Here is a 21,660-nt window from a genome sequence, read left to right as displayed (position 1 = left end):
GAAGCCTGCTTGAAGGATGGAGAATTTCTTTCGCCCTATAGTTTATAGGGAAACCATGCGGCGGATTTCCACGCGATCAAGCATCTTTTCCACGCAATGCGGATCCAAATGAGCGGGACCAGCGCAACAGGCGGCGGCGGAAGCCCAGGCTATGCCGCAACGGCAGATTTCTTCCCAGGGGAGGTCTCTTTTCATACCCCAGGCGATCCCGCCCGTCATCGCGTCGCCGCAGCCTACGGTATCACGGACTTCGGATGGATCCATTGGAAGCCGCAGGCGTATGATTCCTTCCTCGCCGCCCGCGACGGCGCCTTTTTCTCCCAGCGAAATAACGATGCGCGGAATCCCAAAGCGGCGATGAATTTCCCGGACGATGTCCGCCGCTTCCGTCATGGATTCGCCCAGGAGCTGCTCCGTTTCATTCTGGTTGATTTTGAGCAGGAAAGGTTGCGCGGCGGCGCCTTCCCGAAGCGGCGGGCCGCTGGCGTCCAAAATCGTTCGCGCGCCTTTTTTTTGGCAGCGGGTTATGATTTCCGCGTAGATCGAAGGAGAGACGCCCGGCGGGACGCTGCCGGAAAGAATCGCGATATCCTCCGGTTCCATCCCGCCAACAAGTTCTTCCACAAGTTCATCCATAAGGGCGGGAGGCATAGTTTCGCCGCGCGTCTGCGCATGAGTTACGGAGCCGGTTTTTCTCTCCAGAATGGTGCAATGGCGGCGAATTCGAAAATCCCCCGCGGCATAATGCAATTCGATAGGCCGTTGACGGCAAGCGGCGATATAAAGCGGAACATCATCTTTTCCCAGTGGTAGATAAGCGCAGGATGATTCTCCCATGCAGGCTAGGGCGTTGGTAACATTGATTCCTTTTCCCGCTGGGAGATAAAGAAAATCGTCGCAACGGAAAGTGGAGCCTTTTTCGAATCGATCCACGCTATAGATCAAATCGATGACCGGATTCAACGTAAGAGTGCGAATGGTTGTCATGATTCTTCACTTTACGTTTAACCGGCGCGGTTTTAGCGGACGATGCGCAGGTTGCCGCCGCCTTTCATAAGGGCTTCCGCTTCGGTCTTCGTACACCAGTTGAGGTCGCCGGGAACGGAATGTTTCAAAGCGGAGAAGGCTACTCCGAATTTGACGGCGTAGCTAATGTCGCCGGTGAGATAGCCTGCCAGAAAACCCGCCGAGAAGGAATCGCCGCCGCCGACACGGTCAACGATTTCCACTTCGTAGTTGGGAGCGTCGTAAATCTTGCCTTCATAGAGCACGATGGCGGTCCAGTTGTTGCGCCAGACGGAAAGATTTTCGCGCAGGGTGATGGCCACCGCTTTAAAACCGAAGCGGTCGTGCAGTTTGCTTGCCACTTCTTCGTAATTATCGCCCTCGATTTTGAAGACGCGCATGCAATCTTCCTCGGTGGTGATGAGGATGTCGGTATATTCCATCAATTCCGTCATGCACTTTTGGGCTTCCGCTTCCGACCAGAGTTTGGCGCGGTAATTGAGATCGACGCTGATGGTCACGCCGTATTGCCGGGCTTTCAGCATCGATTCTTTTGTGGTCTTGGCGGCGGTTTCAGAAAGAGCGGGCGTGATGCCGCTGACGTGATAAATTTTCGCGCCGGGAAAAACGGCGTCCCAATTCGCCATGCCCGGCTTGATGCGGCTGATGGCGGAATCCTTGCGGTCGTAGAGGACGCTGCTGGCGCGCGGTTTGGCGCCGAACTCGACGAAATACAAACCCGCGCGGTCGCCGTCGGTCCAAACGATATGGGATGTATCGACGCCGTGCTCGCGGGCCTTGTTGGCGATCATGCGGCCCAGAGGATTGTTGGGCAGGCGGGTGACGAAGACGCTGGTTAAGCCCAGACGCGCCGCGCCAACGGAAACGTTATATTCGCCGCCGCCGATTTTGACGTCGAGGGTATGCGTCTGCTCCAAGCGCATGAAATCCGGCGGCGCCAACCGCACCATCGCTTCTCCAAACGTAACGATATCAGCCATGACCTTCCCTTTCTCCTACGCTCTCGCTTCTTGGATGAGTTGGATAAATTGTTTCGCCGTTTCGGCGATTTTCTTCCAGTTTTGCTCCGCCAACGCCGCTTTGCTCACGAGGTTGCCGCCGACTGCCACGCAGCACGCTCCCGCTTTGATAAAATCTTTGACCGTCTCCAGACTGACGCCGCCCGTTGGCGATAAGCGCACTTGCGGCAGAGGGCCGAGAACATCCTTGAAAAAGCCCGGCCCCAGCGTAGTAGCGGGGAAAACCTTGACGATGTCCGCGCCTGCTTCCCACGCCGTCAGGATTTCCGTAGGCGTATAGGCGCCGGGAATGACGGCGGCGGAATATCGGCGGCACATTTTTACGGTTTCGAGGTTGAGCGTGGGGGAGACGACGTATTCCGCTCCCGCCAGAATGGCGGCGCGCGCCGTTTCGGGATCGAGGACGGTGCCGACGCCAACGACGGCCTCTTCGTTTTTCATCTTATTGGATAAATCGCGAATTACGTCGAGGGCGTTGGGCGTCGTCATCGTTACTTCGATGGCTTTGACGCCGCCCTCCATCAGCGCGTCGAATACGCGGACGAGTTGATCGCTGCTTTGCGCCCGGATCACGGCGACGATGCCGGTGTCTAGGATGATTTTCATGTTTCGATCTTTGCGCGTGGGAGTAATCATAAAAACACTCCTGGAATGATTGTCAATTGAGCCTCATGCAAAATTCCATTATTCCTCCCCCAAGCCTGGGGGAGGTTAGGAGGGGGTTGCCTTAAGCCTAATAAAATCAACCCCCCTCTAACTCCCCCCAAACTTGGGGGGAGAATTAAAGCGTAGACTTTATCCATTTTGCAAGAGCCTCAATTTTTATTATCAAATTCACCGGATAACGATCTGGCATCCCCTAAAACTATTGCAATTCGATCTCCGCCAAAACCGGCAGATGATCGGAGGGGAATCGCCCGTCGAACTGGTCGTCCAATACGCGATGCCTTAATACCGCAAAACCTTTAAGGATGAAAATGAAATCGATCTTGGTTTCCGGAGCGCCGTACTTCGTCCATCCTTCCATCGTAAAAGTGGACGTGGGGCCTTCATGCTTTCCCTCTTTCAATAGATAGCGGGCGTCCTGGAAGCTGGAACGGAAATCTCCGATGCTCTCTTTCCCTACGATGATGGAGTAGGGTTGGGATTTTTCCTGCGTATTGAAATCCCCCGTTAAAAACGCCGGCGAATCGCCCGCGATCTCGACGGCTTTTTTGGAGATCAACTTCGCGCTTTCCACTCGCGCCAGTTCGCTGCGGTGGTCGAAGTGCGTATTGAAATGATAAAAGATTTTTCCGCTCTTCTTATCGCGGAATTGCCCCCACGTAACGATGCGGACGCAGTCGGAATTCCACGATTTCGAACCGGCGGCATCCGGCGTTTCCGACAGCCAGAACGTATTTTGTTTCAGCAATTCGAATCGGTCTTTTCGGTAAAATATGGGACAAAATTCTCCTGCTTTATCGCCGTCGTCTCTCGCCGCGCCAAACCAGCCGTAATCGGGAAGGGCCTTTTCCAGGTCTTGAATCTGGTCGTATTTCGCTTCCTGCAGACCCGCGAAATCCGCATGATAACGGGTTCCGATCATTTCCGCCACGCGATGGCTGCGGTTGGGCCAGGCGTTAATGCCGTCGTCGGGATTGTTGTAGCGGATATTGTACGTCATCGCTTGGATCGAAAGAGAATCGTCCGCCGCTCGCGCCAAATGCGGCATAAAAACAAATGCGTAAATGGCAAACAAGAACATGGAACGTTTCATAATAAATGCCCCCTATTCAATTCGTCGACATCTCCGCCCTCGCGGCGGCTTTGTCCCTTCTGGAAATCTGCGAAAGTAATTTTTTAATAAAAAGGAATAAGCAAAGAGTAAAGATAACGGCGGGTAAAGTCAATTAGCAGAATAATGACAATGGGGCTTAAATCGAATCCTCCCATCGCCAGAAAGGGAAAAGCGCGCCGTACGGCGTCCATAAGCGGTTCCGTGATTTGGTAAATAAAGCGGATAATAGGATTGTTGGGCAACGCTTGCGCCCATGACAGAATGCATCGGACTATAATGATCGCTTCATACAACCAGAGAATTCGATCCAACAACCGGATGATGGATAACATAACTCTTCGCTCGCCTAATTTTTACTTTGTATCTTGCCACGCGATGGAAAAGGAGGCAATCCGCATTAAATAATGTTATGCTGCCAATGATTTTTATCTTGCGGAGTTGGTATATCAACGCCAAGTATAAGAATCGTTTAAAAGAGCACAAGGATTTCATTTTTTTACGTTATTGAATCACGAAACCACGAAAAATCTCGAATTCCACGAAGTTTTTGAATCACGGATATCGGGGATTCTTTTGGATTTCACGGAAAAAAAGGATTTCACGGCGCGATCCCATGCGCCAACTTATTTTCTTTTTTTTGCGTTTTTCTTTTTTATTTCACGTTTTCGCGATTCAAAAGACATTCGCAATAGATCCCTTTAGTTTTCATTGCGCGTAACATGAGTTATCGATCGAAAAGAGTTACTGGAGACAACGTTATCGTTTGCCCGATGGATGGAGGAACGAATGGGACGTAAACTCCATTTTTCCATTGCATCCAGCGCATGGAAGCCTCATCCAAAGGAACGTCGAACCGGAAAATCGCTTCCACCGGACGGCCATCCGCCGTAAGGGACGCTATCTCTACGCTCATGCCCGTCATAAGGACTTTTTGCCCTACGGCCATAGGATGACTGGCGCTGCGAAAGAGAATCTCGTTTACCGTGTTCATAAAACCATCTTGCGGTCGAATCGACAGCGAGCGTTCCCCAATGCGCTTGATTTGCAGCGAACTGGAACCTTGGGCGAGCACGCGAAAGGTATGCGGAAGAGGCCGATCTTGGAGAAAGAGCGTAATAGGAAGGTGATGGGCGAAGAAGACGAGCGGAGGATTGACGAGGATTAAATCTTGCTGAGTGATATTAGAATCGTTGGGGAGGCTCTCCGCCGCTTTGGCAATAAAAGGTTCTACAAAAGTGGAACCCAAAGAGGAAAGAGGCAGAAGCATCGGAGAGAGAACTCCGTGGATGAGGAGGAATAGGCCAGATAAGCCATAGGCGAAGAAGCGCCAAAAACGACGCCGGTAAAACCAGGAAGGATGTTCCCGCAACGTTTGGATGAATTTAGACAATAGGCCCATCGTTCCAATCCCTACGAAAAAGAAAAGGCGTTCGTTGGGGAAAACGGCGCATATCGGGAGAAGCGACAACAACATTCCCAATCCCCAAAAACGAGCGAGGGCGTTATGGCGCAGCAAAGGCGATAGCGCTGCAACCATAACAACCGACGCGGCAAGCGAAATTTGCCAGGCGATGCGAACAACATTCGTAGGCAAGACAGCAGCGGGGCCTAATGGGAAGCCCAACCATTGCCCGGCAAGCAACAAAGGAGCTTTAAATCCGATCGACTTCATGAATTCCAGCGGTTCTCTCGCCGGATCCACGTAATACCCCGATCCCCAGGCGCCGTAGCCGAACGCATGATAGCCAACAAGCCATAACGTCAAAATAAGGCCGTAAGGAAGCAGAGATAGGAATTTATCGGAGCGTCTTCCTCGTTCGATGAAGACGGCGTAAGCGAATAGATACGCCGCTGTTCCTACTCCGAATTCCGCCGAGAGAAGCGCCAGCAGGAAGGAAAGCGGCGCCAGCGCTCTTGCCGGACGCCAACCGTCCCGCCGCCAGCGGTCATGAAGGATCAGCGTCAAGAGGCCGAAGAACGCCGCCAGCACCGCATTGCGATTGGCCAGCCATCCAGCGGGCACTCCATGGGCTTTGTCAGCGGCGTAGAAAAACGCCGCTAGTCCCGCCACCCATCCCGCTCCCAACATTCTCCGATAGAAGAACGCCGCTGCCGCGATCAAGGCGCCATACCATAATATGCTTTGCAGGTGCATCAGCGCGGCGTTGTTCGGCCATAAACGGTAATCGAGCCAGTGCGTGAAAATCGTAAGCGGGCGGAAAAAGCGAATGCGGATATCTTCCAACGTCCACCAGGGAAGATACCCTTCGTCCATCAAAGCATGAGTTTTGACGGAATCGCCATTAAGGAACGAAAATAAGCTGAGAGGCGATATTTTCACGCCGCTAGGCGGCGTTTTCCCCAGAAGAATAAGGCGATGGAAGTTATCGTCTAGTTGCCAACCGACTCGCAGGGAAGGAAGGATCAAAAACATGGCCAGAAGCGCCATGATCCAAGGCATTTGGCGATGGGAGAGAACGGCGGAGATTTTATCTTTTATCTTCATAATGCCGCTGTGTCAGTCTTTCCAAAGAAGCGAATCCTGGCGGATATTCCATTTTTTCACGGCGCCGCCGGGCAACGTCAGTTCCAACGACGCCGTATAACCATCCGTTGTCGATTCGATGCGGGGCGCGGAGGTTCCTGGAGGAAGAGCAATCTGGTTGAGTTGCAATTCTTCCAGATTATTCGCCCAACGTTGGTTTTGTTTCTGAAATTCCCGTTGCGCGTAATAGATTTTATGCAAATAGATTTTGGCGCCATACGCCGCGTCGGGCTGGAACGAATCCACTCCAGGCTTCGCTGTGGAGAATTGAACATACCCCCAACGCTCCGGGCGGTGCATGTCGATGACGCCGGGCGGCGACCATATCCAGTTGTCTTCTTTCGTTCGGGGAACTTTTCGGTATTTTCCGTCTTCGATTCGAATTTGCCATTCCACGCGGGAAAAATCGATGCGCCAATAGTCGCCGTTTTGCGGCGGCGCGGGACAATGGGCGTACTGCGCCAACGCTTTCCAGGGAAAGGCGATTTCCAGCGACCAGCCTTTATCTTCATCCGAGGGATCGTTGATCGTCCCGTCGATATGAACGCCTGTCTTAAGTCCGGCGATATTCCAGTCGTTTTGCGGTTCTACGCCGTCTTTATACGGTTTAGGCAGGAAGAGGTCCCAAACCGTGTTTAAAGCGTTCATCTCGAATTCGTAATATTCGTGATTGTCTCCGTTGGGATCGATGAAGACTTCGAAATCGTTGTCGTTGAAAATCACGCAATCGCGCTCCGTCAAGGTTCCCCACACATGCGGTTCTTCCAAGTAGGCGGCGATATAAAAATATTCGTCGTCCCAAAGCATCTTCGCCCGCGTGGCATAGCGCGGCGCAGGCTTCTTATCGCCTTCGATATCCTGAAAAGGATCGGTCCAGGAAGCGTCGGCCCATGACGATTCGTCCAAACGGCCGTCAATATTCATGAGGCTGGAGGCGCGGCAACAGACGTAGTCTTTGGGCGTTTCGCCGTCGAGAAAGGAAGGATAACCGGCGAATGCACTATCCTGCATCAAGATGCAAAAACAGGTTATAGCAAGAATAGGTTGGGCGATTTTTTCGAACATCGGCTGGCTACTCCAATCCGATCGGATAAGGTAATATGGCAAATCGCTTTACTTTAATTTGTCAGCTGGATTAAGAAAGGGGCGGATATGTTGAAATCAGAAAAGATCATGACGGCGATAGGGATAGCGGCGCTGATTTCCGTTTCTGCATCGGCGCAAGAAAGCGGATGGACAGACCTATTCAACGGCAAGGATTTATCGGGCTGGACGGGGATGAACGACGTTAAGTTCACTGTGGATCCGGAAAAAAAAGAACTCCATCTCGTAGAGGGCATGGGTTGGCTGCGCACGGACGCAATGGTTGATGATTTTATCCTGGAACTCGAAGCCAAGCCTTTGGTGGAAGGCTACGACAGCGGCATTTTCTTCCGCGCCAATCTGGAAGGGAAGCCTTGGCCGGATAAAGGGTATCAGATCAATCTGAGAGACCGCGGCATGGGCGACCTCGTCGTGGGCTACAAGGCGATTCTCAAAGCGCGCATGGAGCCGGAAGATTTCGGAACCTGGCGTAAAATCGTTCTGCGGGCGGAAAGGCAAAAAGCCAGCCTGCAAGTCGACGGCGAACCGATTTGGGAGAAGGACGATCTCGAACCCGGACGCGGCTTCATCGGCATTCAGGCGGAAAACCGCGAATTTCTCTTCCGCAACGTCCGCATCCAGGAACTGGGCTATACGAACTTGCTGGAGGGCAAGGAGCGCGATTTCAAGCATCTGAAAGTGAAAGAGGGCGATCCGCAAGCGTGGTCGCTCAACGACGAGGGCGTTCTCGTCTGCAAAGGGCAAGGCGGCGGCTGGATTGGAACCGTCGAAAACAATTATTCCGATTTCGATCTTAAATTGGAATTCAACGTTCCCAAGGAAGGCAACAGCGGCGTTTTCATCCGCCATCCCGGCCAGGGCGACGGGGCTTATGCGGGAATGGAAATCCAGGTGATCGACGACGACGCAACGCATTGGGGCAAACTTCAGGATTGGCAAATGACGGGATCGATCTATCGCGAATACGCTCCCTCCGTCCGCGTTTTCCGCAAGGCGGGAGAATGGCAAACCATGGAAATCGCCGCCGAAAAGAATTTCATCCGCGTCTATCTGAATGGAATTGAAATCGTCAACGCCGATTTGGATAAGGAGAAGCCGTCCGAACATCCGCTGAAACTGCGCCCGCGGCAGGGATATCTGGGATTTCAGAATTACGACGGCGCCATTCAATACCGCAACGTGCGAGTGAAGCGTTTGGCGAAACCGGAGTAAAACTATGCGCATTGCATTGGCTGAAAGTTACGACGACCGCGTGAAGGATTCCCTCTTCGAAATCTTGCGGATTTGCGATAAGGAATTTTTCCCGCCCTTATCGGATCGAACAGGGACGATGCAAACCGATTTCGCGAATCAAAGCGAAGCGGCGGGCCTTGACGCCTATTTCACTGAAATCCTGAAACAACGCGCCATTTTGGCGGAGGACGACGGCGGGAAGATTATCGGTTTTCTTTCGTTCCGGTTGAATCCGGATACGCCGATTCTGACGCCCTATTTTCCCATTGCTCACATAACGACGATCTGCGTCTCTCCCGCTGGCCGGGGACAGGGGATAGGCCGTTCGTTCTACGATTTTCTCTTTCGCTGGTGCGAACAAAATGGCGTTCGCTATATTTCTACCCGCACGTGGAGCGCGAACGCCGGACATATTCCCCTGTTGCGCAAGCTGGGTTTCGCCGCGATCCATACAATCGCCGACGATAGAGGAAAAGGAGTGGATACGCTGTACTTTTTGAAAGAATTGGAAGGACGGATCGCCTAGGCGAAAGACCGGAGCGAGGCGCTTTCTTGGCGAAGCGGCGCAGGGGCGGGTATAATTGATAATCGTTTTAAAGATAAAAAACCGATGGGAAACGCAAGGTTCGAATCATAAGGAGAAACTATACCATGATGAACAAAAAAATTCAAAAAGCCTTCAATCAACAAATCAATGAAGAATTTTTTTCCGCCTATCTCTATATGTCGATGGCCGCCTACTTCGAGTCGATCAATCTGAAAGGATTCGGCGTCTGGATGCGGGTGCAGGTTCAGGAAGAATTGATCCATGCCGCCAGGTTCTTCAATTTCGTCCTGAATCGGGGCGGTAAAGTCGAGCTAGCCGCCATCGAGGCGCCGCAAAAGGAATGGGATTCCCCCCTCGCCGCTTTTCAAGCCGCCTTGGAGCATGAAAACCACATTACGGGCTGCATCAACGAACTTGTGGATCTATCCATCAAAGAGAGCGATCATGCGGCGAACAATTTCATGCAATGGTACGTCTCGGAACAGGTGGAAGAGGAAGCGAACGTCGCCAGCGTCGTAGAAAATTTAAAACTAATGGGCGACGCCAAAGGCGGATTGTTTATGATGGACCGCGAACTCGGAACCCGGACGCTGCCGCCAACGGCGATGGCGGCTTTGCAATAGGTAAAACAGTGACGAGTGACAAGAAAAGTAGGATGGCTCATGTCGTTTGACCCATCAATTACGCCATTCCCTAAAACCGATGGGTCAAAAAACGCGACCCATCCTACTTTTCTGATTATCATTAAGAACAAAAATGAGTGATGATTATTCCCTGATTTTGTAATAATCCCAAAATTCCTCCGTCTCTCCCGATATCGTTTCCACGCGAACGCGATAAGCTGCGCTTTCCCCCAGTTTTCGCGGCGGCATAAACCAATTCAAATAGACGAAACCGTCCTTCTTCGTAATCGTTGGCTTGGGCAATGGGGTAAAGGCTTCATTGACGGCGGTTTGATAAACTGCCAAGCAGGATTTCATAGTAAAACCTTCGGGAAACTTCGCTGCTAAGCTCACGGGAACGCCCGGCTTGGGCTTGCTGTGGATATGATTCGCTTCGAATGAAGAGAAAAAATCGGCGCGGTTGATTTCCATTTTCGGCCAGCCGAGTTGCATTTTCTGATCGTCGTCGATCCAGGTCTTCTGGATGCCGTCCACGTATTGCGCCAAACCCATGACGGAATTGTTAAGAGGTTCGGGATGAGGCAGGCCGATGGAATGGCCGATCCCTTCATGATATACCACGCAGTCGCTGCCTTTAATCGGAACGCGCCATCCGTCCGCTGTAACCAATCCCAAGCCCATATGTTTCTCGGGCCAGAAAACCGCTCGCGCCCCTCCGCAGCGCGATCCGGGGCGGTCCTCGCCCTCCGCCGTCACCCAACCTTTGCAATCGGAGTGCGGAGGGGGAAAAGGACAACCCTCGCCGCTGCATTCCCGCGTCCAATCGCTATAGCCGGGTGAAAAATTCATATCGGAAAATACCAACAGAATGGGAAAAGAACTGGATTGAAAATGGATTGCGCCGGATTGCAAAACGTCATTGACGATATGCCAGAAAAAATTGTTGGGATCGTCTTTGGGAAAAGCTTCCCGCGAGGCCGAGGCGATATAAGGCTGAGGATGAATCGAGTAATTCATCGCCGAAAGGCCGCCGAATTCGCGTTGGTGGAATTTTTGGGCGCGCCGCAAATGATATTCGATCCGTTCGCGCCAATCGGCCAGGGGCGTTGCATCGGAATAAATATAGTAAACCGCCTGGACATCAATAGCGCGGATGGAGTCCGTCGCGCCCAAGGCGTGAAGATTGGAGGGCAGGGAAGAAGCATCCGCCGCGCCCATCGCTGGAGAGATAAAAAATAAAGGAAAGAAAGGAAAGAAAAGAAATAAACGAAGCAGAATATTCATTGTCGATTGTCCGTGGACCGTTTGCTCTAACGGCGAGCCGATAGATTTATTCCAAAATCCCCACCCGTTCGAAATCGGCGCCGCGCAGGGTGCGCTCGACGACGGAATTGCAGCCGAAAGCCCTTACGTTATTTTTTCCCAACCGCGCCCGTTCAAGGGCGGAAACCAGAAATGGCGCGCTGTCCAAGGAAAGAGCCGCCAGTTGCGAACAATCGAGCGCCAGTTTTTTCGGCTTTTGCCGGGCGATCTTGGCGATTTGATCCCCCGCTTCGATCGCTTCCGCTTTTTTGAGGACGCCGACGAGGGAAAGAATAACGCCTTCCTCCGTCTGCGTTATTTCGATCTTCATCGTCTTCTCCTTGTAGAGAAAAAATCGAGGAAGGAAGAATTAGGAATCTTCCAGGGAACCGCCGGCGAGTTCCTCCCCCCGTTTTTCCCATTCCATGCCTTCTTGCACCCAGGTGAGAATTTGCCGGTGCTTCTCCTCGCCGATGGCGAGCGCCTGGCGCAGCTGTTCGAGCGTGGATTGTTCTTCGGATGAGATTTTGCGGTCGGACATTAACAACGACGCGCATTGCTGATAGACGAAATTCTTCTGTTCCGCCGTCTCGAAGCGTCCCAGGCTGTCCAAAATTTGTTCGACGGTCTGAAAATCTTCGTAAAACGCTTCGTCGATCTTCGCCATTGCCATGTCCATCTTCAGGCCGATGGTGCGGATGCGGATGGCTTCCAATCCGTCGAAATTGCGGTCCTGCAAGGCCAAATCCTTCAATAAGCGGATCAAAATGTATTTTTGATTCTCGGATAATTTCAACATGCCGATTCTCCTTTCGCCGAAAAAGCGTTGATGGAGCGTAGATTACCACAAGGAAGGGAAAGGCGGTAGGAAGACGAGTTCAATGATGAATGATGAGTGATGAATGATGAATGATGGAGTGGCAAAGGCAAAGGTAAGTCTGCCTTTGCTTGATCCCTCAAGGGCTGGCTAACGCCTAGCCCTTGCCACCCGTCAATATTTCATCAAGGAGCCGATTCCAATACCGAGACGATCAATTCGCGCGAACGGGGTCCGTCGAACTCGGCGAAGAATATCTCTTCCCAGCGCCCTAATAACAGCCGCCCCCCTTCGATCAAAACCTGGCGGCTATTGCCGATGACGGCCGCCTTGATATGGGCGGCGGCGTTTCCCTCGCTGTGAGCGTAGCCGCCCGACCAAGGAATAATGCGGTCGAGGGCGTATTGCACGTCCCGCATCACGTCGGAATCGTAGCCTTCGTTAACGAATACCGCCGCCGTAGTATGAGGGACATAGAGCGTACAGACGCCGTCGCGCACGCCCATTTTAGTCACCACATCTTGAACTTGCTTCGCCAGCGGAACGAAATCTGTCCGAGAATGAGTTTTAACGCGCAGAGTTTCTTTTTTCATACGAATCCTTGGTAGAAGAGCTTTCCAGGCTCTTTTTTAATAAAATATGTTAAGAGCCAAGATGGCTCTTCTACATTATTGTCGTCGCAGCTCGGCGGGGAGCAGGCATTGAATCCGCACGTTGCGGAAAGCTACCTTGTGAGAATGATCCTGCAAGCCGATATAGCCGCGGCGGCGATGCCCCTGCGTCTCCGGAAATTGGTCGAGATTGATATCTTGCACTATTTGGCCGTTCAACTTAACCTTCAGATGGGGATTGTCGCAAGTAATTTCTACTTCGTTCCATTCTCCTGCTGGTTTTTGAGCATTTGTTGTGGGAGCAACGACATTATAGAGCGAACCGGAGCCGTTGATCTTGGGCGGCTGTCCGGCGTCGTCGAGCAGTTGGACTTCGAATCCCGCTTTGGAGGGGCGGCCGGGAATGGGCGCCCAAATCAGGATGCCGCTGTTGCTGCCAACGCCGATGCGGTATTCTAGGCGCAGGATGAAATAATCGTACATGCGGTCGGTCATCAACCAATGATCGCTGGCGCCCTTCGTATAAAAGACGCCGTCTTCGACGTAAAAATCGTTGGGATCGATATTATGCGGCTTGCGGGCGGAATATTGCCAGCCGGTCAAGTCTTTTTTATTGTACAACCAAAAGAAGCCGTCGGGAGCAAGGCCGAAATCCAGCAAGCCCGTTTCTAACTGCCGGGCGTGAGTCAGCGTTACGGGGCCGCCGAACCAGTTGTCGAAGATGGGACGGAGTTGGCCGATAGCATTGAGCCATTCGGGTTCGCCGTAGGTTTTCGCCGCTAACTCCAGCCAACCCCAACGATCAAGCTTGACTTCTCGATTTTTCTTCCATTCACCGAAAAGATAGACGCAAAGGCGATGCAGATTTTTGGGTCCGAAGGAGTAGTGATAAAGATCGTTGCCGTAGAATAGGTCGCTGTGATGGTTGGCGATTTCCGCCGCGATCAGAAGCGGAGAAATCCTATTGACTTGAACTTCCAACGGCAAGGATTCTCGAGGCGAGCCGTCGTCGTTGTATTGATTTTTCAATAGATCGATAAAAACCTGTTCCCCTTGTTGGTAAAGAGGCTCATTTTCGTTGACAACGCCTACAGCCATGCGGACAGGCGCCAGCCAAGGATCGTTTTCGGACGATTCCAAACGCGCCTGAGCGAGCCATTGCTGAATATCTTTTTGAAAATCGGGCGGCGTTGCTTCGTTTTGCCGGATGTTTTCAAAAGCGATGGCGCCGAGAAGAATATCGTTCAAGGCGGAGCCGCTGCGCTCTTGGGAATAGCTCTGCAATGCCTTCATCGCCTGCACAAGCCGCTTGACGTCGCCGGATTGCTTTTGGATGGCGCATCGGACGCTCAAAGCGGCGATTCGATCGTATAAAAGGGGGAATTCGCGTTCGGGAGCTATTTCCGTCTCGTCTTGGCAGCGTTTTTGCAAATCCTCCCAAGCGCTTTTCCACGGCTCCCGATTCAAATGTTCTTGGATATACGTCATGTCGAGACTGTCGATAAGCAGTCCCTCATGGCGCCATAGCCTCGCGTTGGCGGTTATGGCAAAGACGCAGAAAACTAGGGCGAATCCTGCCAGCGATGCGGCGGCCCGGCGGCGCAGGCTATTCATCTCGACGATCCTTTCTATGCAATCGTTTCACGCCGAATATTCGACAATTTTTAAAAAAAATTCTCATTAACATTTCCCGGCGATACAATGAATTATTGGCCTGCATGGAAAGATGTAAAGTTCCGCGAAAAAGACTTGAGGAAAATCGAAGTTTCTCCATCCTCCCTTTCTTTCAATGCCGGTCTTGCAATAATGAAGCATCTTACTTGTCCAGGGAGGATTTTTTATGTTTCGAAAGTACGCTTTTTTTCTAACATGCGTTATCTTTATCTCGCCGATCGGCGCCGATGTGATTACCCCAACGAACAATCCTCAGGGGTGGATTATTCAAACGAATTCTTCCACCTATCAAACCGCCATAGCCAGCGATGGCGCCGTAATTCCTATTTATTATGGTCCTACAGCGAATTTCCTGGAATTGGACGGCGCTCCGCTTAAGGTGAATCCCAAAGTCGGCAGCGCCGTGCGCGAAGTTCCTTTCCGAGGCGGTTATGTCCGTCAAATTCCCGCGGTGGAAGTGGTTTATGCCGATCATACGCGCGACGCGGATTTAATCTATCAATCCTCCGCCATCCTGGAGATCGATGGCCGCCCCGCGCTGCGCATCGATCTGAAAGATCCCGAATACGGCCTACGCGTCTCTTCCTATATCCGCGTAATCGCCGAGAAGGATATTTTGGAAAAATGGCTGGTATTGAAAAATGCGGGAGAAGAAAAAATCCTGATTGAAAATGCGCAATCAGGTTCCATTCAGTTGCCTAAAGGCGAATACGATCTCTTTCATCTCAGCGGGCAATGGGGGCGGGAGTTCATGCTGCAACGCGCTCGCCTGACGCCGGGAGTCAAAACGATCCAGCAGCGGGATTTCGTTGGGCATGAAAATCCACCCTGGTTCGCCGCGGCGCCCGCCGAGGAGATATCCGAAACGTCGGGCGGCGTCTGGTTCGGCAGCCTGGCCTGGAGCGGCAACTGGCGCCTCGATTTCGAGAAAGTCTTATGGGGGGACGTGCAAATTTGCGGCGGGATTAACTTTTGGGATTCGTCCTGGACGCTCGATCCCGGCGAGGAATTTGCGACGCCGAAAATCGTATTCGGATACGCTCCCGACGGATTGGGCGGCGCCTCGCTGCGGATGCACGAATACATTAAGCGCGACGTTATGCGCCCCGCTTTCCGCGATGCGATGCGGCCGGTGCTTTACAACAGCTGGTACGCCACCACGTTTAACGTAAACGAAGAACAGCAATTGGCCCTGGCCAAATCCGCCAAGGAGATTGGCGTGGAACTCTTCGTCATCGACGACGGTTGGTTCAAAGGCCGCAATGACGATCGCGCCGGTCTGGGCGATTGGACGGTGGACAAGAATAAATTCCCCAACGGTCTTCAACCCATGATCCAAAAGATCAACGATCTAGGCTTGGATTTCGGCCTCTGGGTGGAGCCGGAGATGGTTAATCCCGACAGCGATCTCTATCGCGCCCATCCCGATTGGGTTTTTTACTATCCTAAGCGCGTTCGCCATGAAGGACGCAATCAGCTGATGCTCAACCTGGCGCGCAAAGACGTTTGCGCCTATCTCTACGAATCGTTGAGCGCGCTTTTGAGCGAAAACAACATACGCTTCGTCAAGTGGGACCGCAACCGGCCTCTCACCGATCCCGGCTGGCCTGCCGCCGATCCTGAAACCCAGCGCGAAGTCCGCATCCGTTATACTCTCAATTTATATCAATTAATCGCCGATTTGGAAAAGCGCTTTCCCGACGTTCTCTTCGAGGTATGCTCCGGCGGCGGCGGGCGCAACGATTTGGGGATATATTCCCTTATGGATCAAATCTGGACCAGCGACAACACCGACCCCGCCGACCGCGTTGAAATCCAATACGGCTTTCTGCACGCCTTTCCGGCGAAACTGATGGTCGCCTGGATCACCGATGAGGATTGGCATCATGTCAAACCGTCGCTGCCATTCCGCTTCCATTCTTCCATGAGCGGCGTGCTAGGCATTGGCATGGATTTGACTAAATGGACGAAGGAAGAATGCGCCGAGGCGGCGAAATTCATCGCCGAATATAAGGAAATCCGCCCGCTGGTTCAGGATGGGATTTGCCATCGGCTTATTTCCCCCTTCGAGCGCAACCGCGCCGCTGTGGAATACGTCAACCGTGACGGATCGGAAGCCGTCCTCTTCCTCTACAGCCTCTTCGAAAACCGCGAAGGCGCTGCGCCCACCAGCCGTGACGAACAAACCGTCCGCCTGCGCGGCCTCGAGCCAAACGCGGTTTACGAACTGTCCGGCGGACGCGGCGGCAAAGCTTCCGGCGCCGCGTTGATGAATTACGGCATCCCCTGGTTCGTCAGGGGGAGTTTTCAGAGCGCTATTGTGAAATTGAAGAAATCGGCGCAGTAATATTCTCTTTGATATAGGGTAAGGTGATGATAAGAATCTGCGCCTGGTGCGGGAAAGAAATGGGAGAGGCGGAAGGCTCCGAAGAAATAATCACGCATGGAATATGCGCCTCATGCGTTCAAAATATCGCTTTTTCCAAAAAGAGGAGTCTGCGGGCCTATCTTAATAAGTTCGAATTTCCAATTCTTTTAGTAGACGATAACGTCGTTGTCAAAATCGCCAATAATCTGGCGCGTAAGGCTTTAGGGAAAGATTTACGCGAGATCGAGGGATACTTTGGCGGGGAGGCTATTGAATGCGTTTATGCTTCCCAACCGGGAGGATGCGGAAAAACCGTCCATTGCAAAGCCTGCACTATTCGACTAGTGGTCAATGAAACGTATGCGACGGGAAAGAGCATTTTAGGACGACCGGCTTACCAAGATATCATGATGCCTGAAGGAGTCAAACAGATTGCTTTATCCCTATCGACTGAGAAGGTGGGCGAATTCGTCATATTGAGAATCAATGATTAAAATTTAGATCGTATGGAAGAAAAGGATGATTCCATCTATAAGGAATGTTTATATAAGTAGCTCATTTTACAGGAAAAAGGATGCTGCGAATGAAAAGAATCTGCGCTTGGTGCGGAAAAGAAATGGGCGAAACAGGCGGCTCCGATGGATTGATCACTCATGGAATATGTCTCCCCTGCGCCCGATCTATGATGGCAGGGAGAAGACAACATTTATCGTCCTTTCTTGATATGATTGAAGCTCCGGTTCTTTTGGTCGACGATCAAGGGATCGTCAAAACGGCTAATAGAATGGCTTGCGAGGCATTAAAGAAAGATATTGACGTTATAGAAGATTATGCTCCCGGAGACGTGATGGAATGCATCAACGCATCCCAGCCGGAAGGTTGCGGAAATACCGTTCATTGCAAAGCCTGCGCCATTCGCAAATTAATAATGGAAACGCACGCCACGGGAAAAAGCTATTTAAGGCAACCTGCCTATCAAGACATCGATACGGCGGTTGGAGTCAAACGAATGCACTATTTTCTTTCAACGGAAAAGGTGGGCGAAATCGTTTTTTTACGCATCGATGAAGCCAATAAAGCGGATTAGATTCGTTTTCAAGTACGTTGAATCAGTCTTGTGAAGCGTCCATAGTTTGAAAATCGTTATGGACGTTTTTGGTTTTCTCTACAGATTAATAAACCGGCGCAGAAATCCAAGTCCTTCTATCCAATCCCGCAAGAGGCGCGCAAATTTTGCGCGCCTTATCGAAGCTTTTCGTTAAAAAAATGCGCGCCGAATATTCGTAACTACTTACTAATCTATAACTTATCATATTGGCTTAGCCCTTGCTGTTTCTAAGCGTACGCATAGGAGAAAAACAATTCTCCTGCGCGTAAAACTAAATCCATACCAATCGGAGGATGACCCAAATGAACAAGAGCATGGGAAAAGTAACGATCGGCGGAATGGCATTGTTGCTGCTGGCGGGATCCATAGTCGTTCTGGCGCAGGATCCAGGCGGCCCCGGCGGTCAGAGATTCGATCCGGCGCAGTTACAGCAGATGATGCAGGAACGCTACAAAGACGCGCTAAAAGCGACAGACGAGGAATGGAAAGCCATTAGCCCGCTAGTAGAGAAGGTCATGACCCTGCAACGCGAATCCATGGGCGGACGGATGCGCTTCATGGGCGGGCCGGGAGGACTGGGAATGGGACGTCAGAGACCGCAAGGGCAAGATCAACCCCAAGGGCAAGATCAACAGAGACAAGGACGGCGAGGTTTCGGCCAACCGGATCCGGAGATGGAAGCGCTGCAAGCCGTGTTAGATTCCAGCAATCCATCCCAAGATGAAATCAAGGCGAAACTCACCGCTCTTCGCGATGCCCGTAAGAAAAAAGCGGCGGAATTGCAAAAAGCGCGGGAAGAATTAGTGCAAGTCCTGACCCTCAAGCAGGAAGCAACGCTGGTTTTAATGGGCATGTTAGAATAGTCCTGCACCCAAGCGATTGACGGAAAGAACGAGTGTAAACGCGGAGCGGACGACATGAACGAATTGTTAAAAAAGATGATCGAGGCCAAACAAATCTCGTCCGTAGACGTGGAAGTCTTGAACCAAGAAACCGCGGCGGGAAAAGCGGCGGCGCAATCGGAGGAAGACGTTCTCCGATGGCTGGCGAAAGAGTATGGAATTTCTTACACGGATCTGGAAGACGTAGAGCCGGATCGGCAACTGTTGTCGCTATTTCCCGCCCGGGTTTTGCTCAAGCACGAGATACTGCCCCTGCAGCGCAAGAATGGAGTCGTAGAAGCCGCCGTCAGCCGTTTGTACGACGCCGAGGGGATGGATGCGCTTAAATTATTGACGGGGATGAAAATCGTTCCCGTGCTGGCGCCTTGCGAAGCTATTCAGCGGGAGATGAAAAAACGCCTCGGCGTCGGCGCGGACACCCTCGGCACGTTGGAAGAGGAATCCACGCTGCAAGTCGTAGACGAAAACAAGGATGAAGACGCCGATCTGGAAAACGCGGCGGGAGACGCCTCCATCGTACGCTTCGTCAACCAGGTTCTCGGCGACGCCATCGCGCTGCGATCCACGGATATCCACTTGGAGCCGTTCGAGGACGAATTGCGCATCCGCTACCGCATCGACGGCGTACTGCAGGATGTTCCCGTCCCCGCCCAGATCAAACGCTTTCAACCCGCGATCGTCTCCCGCGTCAAAATTCTCAGCCATCTCGACATCGCCGAAAAGCGGCTGCCGCAGGACGGACGCATCAAAATCCGGCTGGTCGATCACGAGGTGGATGTGCGCGTTTCCGTCATCCCCATGCTGCACGGCGAGGCGGTAGTCATGCGGCTGCTGCGGCAGGACGCCTCTCTGATGAACCTGGCGGAATTGGGCATGGGCGAGCGGGAACTTTGTTTATTCAAGGATTTGCTCCAGCTGCCTCATGGCATCGTGTTGGTTACGGGGCCGACTGGCAGCGGCAAGACGACTACGCTCTATTCCGCTCTCAACGAAATTAACGACGCCTCGCGCAAAATCATCACCATTGAGGATCCCATCGAGTATCACATCCGGGGCGTCAACCAAATCCAGGTTTCGGAAAAATCGGGATTGACCTTCGCCCGCGGCTTGCGGGCGATACTGCGCCACGACCCCGACGTTCTGCTCATCGGCGAAATCCGCGATGCGGAAACGGCTCAAATCGCCGTCCAAGCCTCCTTGACGGGCCACTTAGTATTTTCCACCCTCCACACCAACGACGCGCCAGGCGCATTGACCCGTCTGGTGGATATGGGCGTGGAACCATACCTCGTGGCTTCGTCTCTGGAATCGGTGCTGGCTCAACGGCTGGTGCGCGTCCTTTGCCCTCATTGCAAAGAGGAGGACCGATCGGCCAAGGCGAAATATTACCGCGATAAGATCGGGATGCCGCCCGAACAACCGCTCTATCGGCCCGTTGGATGCCGTTTTTGCCGTCAAACCGGTTATCACGGACGGCGGGGCGTATTCGAACTGATGGAGCTGAACGATGAAATCCGGCAGATGATTCTGAAGGATTGTTCTTCAGGCGAGATTCGTGAAGCCGCCCGCCGCAATGGTTTGCGTTTTTTGAGCGAAGACGGTTGGCGGCTGGTAGCCGAAGGCGCAACCACTGTGGACGAGGTATTGCGGGTAACGAAGGACGAGAAAGTCAACGAACCGGTTTATCGCAATGGGCATTCTTTTGCTTATTCCGGAGAGGGAAATGGAATTACTGCTCCAATAGGACGGAGTTGAACGAATCATGGCGATCTTTTATTACCGCGCTTTGCAAATGGACGGCGTTTTGGCCGATGGACGCATCGAGGCCAATGGACGCCAAGACGCTTATCATCAACTGGAAAAGCGCGGTTTGAAGCCCGTCTCCCTCTCCGAAAATGGCCAAAAAACTAAAGAAGAAACAACCGGTTTTCGTCTGGAATGGAAGAGAAAAAAAGTACCCTATCGCGAAATGGAAAATTTCACCCGCTTGCTCTCCAGCTTATTGGAAGCGGGCATCCCTCTCAGCCGGGCGTTGAAAATCCTGGCGAAAGAGGCCTCGGCGGCCTCCGCCCGAGAGAAATGGAAGGAAATTCACGATCTCGTCATCGACGGCGCATCCCTGGCCGACGCGATGGCGCAATCGCCGGAGACTTTTCCCCGCGTTTATACGGCGATGGTCCAGGCGGGCGAGACCGGCGGATTCCTGGATGTAGTATTGGCGCAAATCGCCGATTTCCAAATGCGGGAAAAGGAACTGCGGGCCAAGATGCTGGCGGCGATGATTTATCCCGCCGTATTGCTGACGCTGGCCATTGGGGTTCTCGTCTTCTTGATGGTCTTTTTCATCCCCCGCTTTCAAACCATCTTCGACGGATTCGGCGCTTCACTGCCCATGTTGACGTTGGCCATTGTGGCGGCCAGCCGCGCGGTTCGAACTTATGGATTGTACGTCGCCGCCGTCTTGTTTGCGATAGGCTGGGCAACCCGCCGCTGGCTGCAATCGGACCGGGGGCGGCGGGAATGGGAAGCGTTGCTATTGAGGCTGCCCGTCATCGGCCAGTTGACGGCGCAATTCGCCTTGGCGCGCTTCTGCCGGATGTTGGGATCGTTGGCGGGCGCGGGCGTTCCGCTGATTCAGGCGTTGAACGTATCGCGAAAGTCGATCGGCAACCAAACGCTAGTAGACGCCGTCACCGCCTCCATCGAACGCGTCAAACAGGGCGACCGGCTGGCGGTCAGTCTGGCCGATTGCAAGGAATTGTTTCCGGGATCGGTTTTGGAAATGATCTCCGTCGCCGAGGAAACGGGAAGGTTGGACAAGGAGCTTGTCCGGTTGGCGACGGTAACGGAAGGGGAATTGGACCGGCGGATGAAGACGGCCGTGGCTCTGGCCGAACCGCTGATGCTGTTTGTCATCGCCAGCTTTATAGGAACGATCTTCGTGGGAATGGTGATTCCCATATTTACCATTCAAGATTATATCAAATGAGTTGAAAAGGAG

The 21,660-nt window shown here is 52.6% G+C and carries 21 protein-coding genes; 9 read left to right on the top strand and 12 right to left on the bottom strand.

Annotated features, from left to right (window positions below; translation table 11 throughout):
- Positions 1-42: 42 nt before the first annotated feature.
- The 7 genes from AB1656_21035 to AB1656_21005 all read right to left on the bottom strand — a co-directional run bounded on the left by AB1656_21035 (position 43) and on the right by AB1656_21005 (position 7,435).
- Positions 43-987 (bottom strand): hexose kinase, encoded by a 945-nt coding sequence (locus AB1656_21035; protein MEW6237880.1) that lies wholly within the window; start codon positions 985-987, stop codon positions 43-45.
- Between the two features lie 32 nt (positions 988-1,019).
- Positions 1,020-2,006, bottom strand: a complete 987-nt coding sequence (locus AB1656_21030; protein ID MEW6237879.1) for a sugar kinase — start codon at positions 2,004-2,006, stop codon at positions 1,020-1,022.
- A 15-nt stretch (positions 2,007-2,021) separates the two neighbouring features.
- Entirely contained in the window at positions 2,022-2,681 is a 660-nt protein-coding gene (locus AB1656_21025) for a bifunctional 2-keto-4-hydroxyglutarate aldolase/2-keto-3-deoxy-6-phosphogluconate aldolase (protein ID MEW6237878.1), read from the bottom strand.
- A 229-nt stretch (positions 2,682-2,910) separates the two neighbouring features.
- Positions 2,911-3,804, bottom strand: coding sequence for an endonuclease/exonuclease/phosphatase family protein (locus AB1656_21020; protein ID MEW6237877.1), 894 nt, complete (start codon positions 3,802-3,804; stop codon positions 2,911-2,913).
- An 83-nt stretch (positions 3,805-3,887) separates the two neighbouring features.
- Positions 3,888-4,157 carry a YggT family protein gene (locus tag AB1656_21015; GenBank protein MEW6237876.1) on the bottom strand — a complete coding sequence of 90 codons (270 nt, stop codon included), beginning with the start codon at positions 4,155-4,157 and terminating at the stop codon, positions 3,888-3,890.
- A 392-nt stretch (positions 4,158-4,549) separates the two neighbouring features.
- Complete coding sequence (locus tag AB1656_21010; GenBank protein MEW6237875.1) at positions 4,550-6,331, bottom strand: hypothetical protein; 1,782 nt, start codon at positions 6,329-6,331, stop codon at positions 4,550-4,552.
- 12 nt (positions 6,332-6,343) lie between these two features.
- On the bottom strand, positions 6,344-7,435 hold the full coding sequence (locus tag AB1656_21005; protein ID MEW6237874.1) for a carbohydrate-binding family 9-like protein: 1,092 nt from the start codon (positions 7,433-7,435) through the stop codon (positions 6,344-6,346).
- A gap of 87 nt (positions 7,436-7,522) precedes the next feature.
- On the opposite strand from AB1656_21005, the gene AB1656_21000 reads away from it, so the two are divergent.
- The 3 genes from AB1656_21000 to AB1656_20990 all read left to right on the top strand — a co-directional run bounded on the left by AB1656_21000 (position 7,523) and on the right by AB1656_20990 (position 9,877).
- Positions 7,523-8,686, top strand: coding sequence for a DUF1080 domain-containing protein (locus tag AB1656_21000; protein MEW6237873.1), 1,164 nt, complete (start codon positions 7,523-7,525; stop codon positions 8,684-8,686).
- 4 nt (positions 8,687-8,690) lie between these two features.
- Positions 8,691-9,233, top strand: coding sequence for a GNAT family N-acetyltransferase (locus tag AB1656_20995; GenBank protein MEW6237872.1), 543 nt, complete (start codon positions 8,691-8,693; stop codon positions 9,231-9,233).
- Between the two features lie 125 nt (positions 9,234-9,358).
- Positions 9,359-9,877, top strand: coding sequence for a ferritin (locus AB1656_20990; GenBank protein ID MEW6237871.1), 519 nt, complete (start codon positions 9,359-9,361; stop codon positions 9,875-9,877).
- Positions 9,878-10,021: 144 nt separating this feature from the next.
- On the opposite strand, the gene AB1656_20985 is transcribed toward AB1656_20990, so the two are convergent.
- From AB1656_20985 to AB1656_20965, 5 genes are all read right to left on the bottom strand, one after another.
- The gene (locus tag AB1656_20985) at positions 10,022-11,161 is read right to left on the bottom strand and encodes a hypothetical protein (protein MEW6237870.1); all 1,140 of its coding nucleotides are present in this window, start codon (positions 11,159-11,161) and stop codon (positions 10,022-10,024) included.
- Between the two features lie 46 nt (positions 11,162-11,207).
- Positions 11,208-11,510: an STAS domain-containing protein gene (locus tag AB1656_20980; GenBank protein MEW6237869.1), complete on the bottom strand. Its 303-nt coding sequence runs from the start codon at positions 11,508-11,510 to the stop codon at positions 11,208-11,210.
- Between the two features lie 39 nt (positions 11,511-11,549).
- Complete coding sequence (locus AB1656_20975) at positions 11,550-11,978, bottom strand: hypothetical protein (protein MEW6237868.1); 429 nt, start codon at positions 11,976-11,978, stop codon at positions 11,550-11,552.
- 203 nt (positions 11,979-12,181) lie between these two features.
- Entirely contained in the window at positions 12,182-12,589 is a 408-nt protein-coding gene (locus tag AB1656_20970) for a secondary thiamine-phosphate synthase enzyme YjbQ (protein MEW6237867.1), read from the bottom strand.
- 75 nt (positions 12,590-12,664) lie between these two features.
- On the bottom strand, positions 12,665-14,221 hold the full coding sequence (locus AB1656_20965; GenBank protein ID MEW6237866.1) for a DUF1080 domain-containing protein: 1,557 nt from the start codon (positions 14,219-14,221) through the stop codon (positions 12,665-12,667).
- Between the two features lie 226 nt (positions 14,222-14,447).
- Here AB1656_20965 and AB1656_20960 point away from each other — a divergent pair, with 226 nt between their 5' ends.
- From AB1656_20960 to AB1656_20935, 6 genes are all read left to right on the top strand, one after another.
- A complete protein-coding gene (locus AB1656_20960) occupies positions 14,448-16,628 on the top strand; it encodes an alpha-galactosidase (GenBank protein ID MEW6237865.1) in 2,181 nt (726 codons plus the stop codon).
- A gap of 26 nt (positions 16,629-16,654) precedes the next feature.
- Entirely contained in the window at positions 16,655-17,143 is a 489-nt protein-coding gene (locus AB1656_20955) for a hypothetical protein (protein MEW6237864.1), read from the top strand.
- Positions 17,144-17,232: 89 nt separating this feature from the next.
- Complete coding sequence (locus AB1656_20950; GenBank protein ID MEW6237863.1) at positions 17,233-17,736, top strand: hypothetical protein; 504 nt, start codon at positions 17,233-17,235, stop codon at positions 17,734-17,736.
- Between the two features lie 323 nt (positions 17,737-18,059).
- Positions 18,060-18,620 (top strand): hypothetical protein, encoded by a 561-nt coding sequence (locus tag AB1656_20945; GenBank protein MEW6237862.1) that lies wholly within the window; start codon positions 18,060-18,062, stop codon positions 18,618-18,620.
- Between the two features lie 54 nt (positions 18,621-18,674).
- The gene (locus AB1656_20940; GenBank protein MEW6237861.1) at positions 18,675-20,414 is read left to right on the top strand and encodes a GspE/PulE family protein; all 1,740 of its coding nucleotides are present in this window, start codon (positions 18,675-18,677) and stop codon (positions 20,412-20,414) included.
- Between the two features lie 7 nt (positions 20,415-20,421).
- Positions 20,422-21,648 (top strand): type II secretion system F family protein, encoded by a 1,227-nt coding sequence (locus tag AB1656_20935; GenBank protein ID MEW6237860.1) that lies wholly within the window; start codon positions 20,422-20,424, stop codon positions 21,646-21,648.
- Positions 21,649-21,660 lie beyond the last annotated feature (12 nt).

This window comes from Candidatus Omnitrophota bacterium (assembly GCA_040755155.1).
GTDB lineage: Bacteria > Hinthialibacterota > Hinthialibacteria > Hinthialibacterales > Hinthialibacteraceae > JBFMBP01.
Note: the sequence above shows the minus strand (reverse complement) of the source record. Positions and strands in the feature narration are given on the sequence as shown.